The organism is Ilyobacter sp. (assembly GCF_041583315.1).
Taxonomy (GTDB): Bacteria; Fusobacteriota; Fusobacteriia; order Fusobacteriales; family Fusobacteriaceae; genus Ilyobacter.
Genome location: NZ_JBFHGC010000483.1, coordinates 1 through 2,231 on the forward strand (window position 1 = coordinate 1; position 2,231 = coordinate 2,231).

Genomic DNA, 2,231 nt, shown 5'->3' on the forward strand with positions numbered 1-2,231 from the left:
CTCAGTTGGGAGAGCGTCGCACTTGCACTGCGAAGGTCAGCGGTTCGACCCCGCTTATCTCCACCATTTATATGCCTAGATAGCTCAGTTGGCTAGAGCACTCGGTTCATACCCGAGCGGTCGGTGGTTCGAATCCACTTCTAGGCACCATCTTGGAATTAAAATGCATCTTTGTTAGCTGAAGGATGCTTTTTTTATTTGGATTGTTTTTATATTATCTTTTTATGAAAAATACCATTTAAAAATTACAGTCGTTATTTTTTTGTCTATTTATTAGGAAATCAATTTACTTAAAAAAAAAGTTATGATATAATTTTCAAAATCTTCATCATCAGATTTTCAGGGGGAACAAATAGTGAACAATTTAGGAGAAAAAATTAAATTTTGCAGAAAAGAAAAGGGACTTACATTAAAAAAACTGTCAGATATGACAGGATTGTCCGTTGGATTTATCAGCAATATTGAAAGAAACCAAAACAGTCCTTCTGTTTCTAATCTTCAACAGATTTGTGCAGCACTTTCTATCAATTTAATGGAGATTCTTCAGGTCAACTCTGATTCTTCTCCTGTGGTAAAAAGAGAAGAAAGAAAAGAAATTTTTTCTTCTAACAGCGATCACACAAAGATAGAGTTGCTTACAAAGGGGTCACATAAACTCAACAGTATTGCTATTACAATTGATGGGAACAGCGACTACAGCGACCTTTCTTGGGGGCACGATTATGATGAGATTGGAATCGTAATAAAGGGAGCTCTGGAAATAGAAGTGAATAACGAAATTTTCAATCTTACTGAAGGGGATTCTGTTTATCTAGAAAAATTTACCCCTCATAAATATAGAAATCCACTTAAAGACCCTAGCATAGTCTATTGGTTCTCTGTGAAAAAATAAAATGGTTCCGGAGTTTATCCCGGAACCATTTTATTTTTGATTGTTATCAGCCATTGTTCTCTTTATACCAGCTTACAAACTTTCTTATTCCATCTTTAAATTCAGTCTTAGGATTATAACCTAAAATATCTTTTGCCTTGCCTATATCTGCATAGGTCTTCTCTACATCTCCAGGCTGCATAGGCTGTCTGTCTATTTTAGCCTCTATACCCAACTCTTCCTCTATAGTTCCAACCATTTCCTTGAGGGATACAGTATGTGATTCCCCGAGATTAAATATTTCATACACTTTTTCATTTTTTTCCAGGTATCTTATGGATTTTGATATACCGTCTATAATATCATCAATAAAAGTATAGTCTCTCTGAGTTGTCCCGTCTCCGTAGAAAGGAATGGGTTCTCCCGCTGTTATCATCCTTGTGAACTTGTGTATGGCAAGATCCGGCCTTTGCCTAGGACCGTACACTGTAAAGAACCTCAGCTGGATCATATCGATGTTATAGAGGTGGTGGTACACATGTCCCATCACTTCTCCAGACTTTTTTGTAGCAGCATAGGGGGATATTGCAAAATCCACCACCGCCGTTTCCTTAAATGGGACCTCTTTGTTATTACCGTAAACCGATGAAGAGGATGCCTGGATAAACTTATTTATACCATTAGCCTTGCTAAGCTCCAACAGGTTCATCAGCCCCCTTACATTTACCTCTTCATAAAGCATAGGGTTCTCTAGAGATGGTCTGACCCCTGCCATGGCTGCCAGGTTTATGACTGCATCCAGTTTTTCATCTTGAAATATCTTTTCTAGAAAATCAAGATCCCTTATATCTCCTCTATACAACTTGTAATTTGGATTATCTAAATTCCCGCCTACATTTCTCTCTTTTATCTTCACGTCATAATAGTCATTAAAATTATCCACAACTACCACTTTATGACCTTCGCCGAGCAGATAGTCACATAAATGAGAACCTATGAACCCCGCCCCGCCAGTTATTAGATATTTTTTCATTGCAGCATCTCCTTAATTCTATATTTTCCAACCTTTATCACGTAGGATTTTTTTATTCTTTTTTATCTTCTCAACCAGCCAGTTTCTCTTGAAACCTTTCACCATGATAACCATATAATAAAAAATATTTTTTTCGTAAGGATATTTCATCTCTTTGTAAGAATCAAACTTCATAGTCACCATATCATAATGTGCCCTGTAATTCCCGAAATACATTTTTTTTGCCTGGGTGTCTATTATCTTCACGCCACTTCCTGTAATTATAAAATTACTGGGATTACAATCCCCGTGATAAACTCCGTATTCGTGCATTTTCTTTGTAGCTTC

The 2,231-nt window shown here is 36.8% G+C and carries 3 protein-coding genes and 1 tRNA gene; 2 read left to right on the plus strand and 2 right to left on the minus strand.

Annotated elements, in window-relative coordinates:
• Window positions 1–73 precede the first annotated feature (73 nt).
• Window positions 74–150: transfer RNA gene (locus ABZA26_RS13200), tRNA-Met, on the plus strand.
• Between the two features lie 205 nt (window positions 151–355).
• Entirely contained in the window at window positions 356–892 is a 537-nt protein-coding gene (locus ABZA26_RS13205; RefSeq protein WP_372714970.1) for a helix-turn-helix domain-containing protein, read from the plus strand.
• Window positions 893–938: 46 nt separating this feature from the next.
• On the opposite strand, the gene ABZA26_RS13210 is transcribed toward ABZA26_RS13205, so the two are convergent.
• Together ABZA26_RS13210 and ABZA26_RS13215 are read right to left on the minus strand one after the other, a co-directional pair.
• Window positions 939–1,904 carry a GDP-mannose 4,6-dehydratase gene (locus tag ABZA26_RS13210; protein WP_372714971.1) on the minus strand — a complete coding sequence of 322 codons (966 nt, stop codon included), beginning with the start codon at window positions 1,902–1,904 and terminating at the stop codon, window positions 939–941.
• A gap of 18 nt (window positions 1,905–1,922) precedes the next feature.
• Window positions 1,923–2,231, minus strand: a 309-nt coding sequence (locus ABZA26_RS13215; RefSeq protein WP_372714972.1) for a lipopolysaccharide core heptose(II) kinase RfaY, incomplete at its 5' end; no start/stop codon positions are given.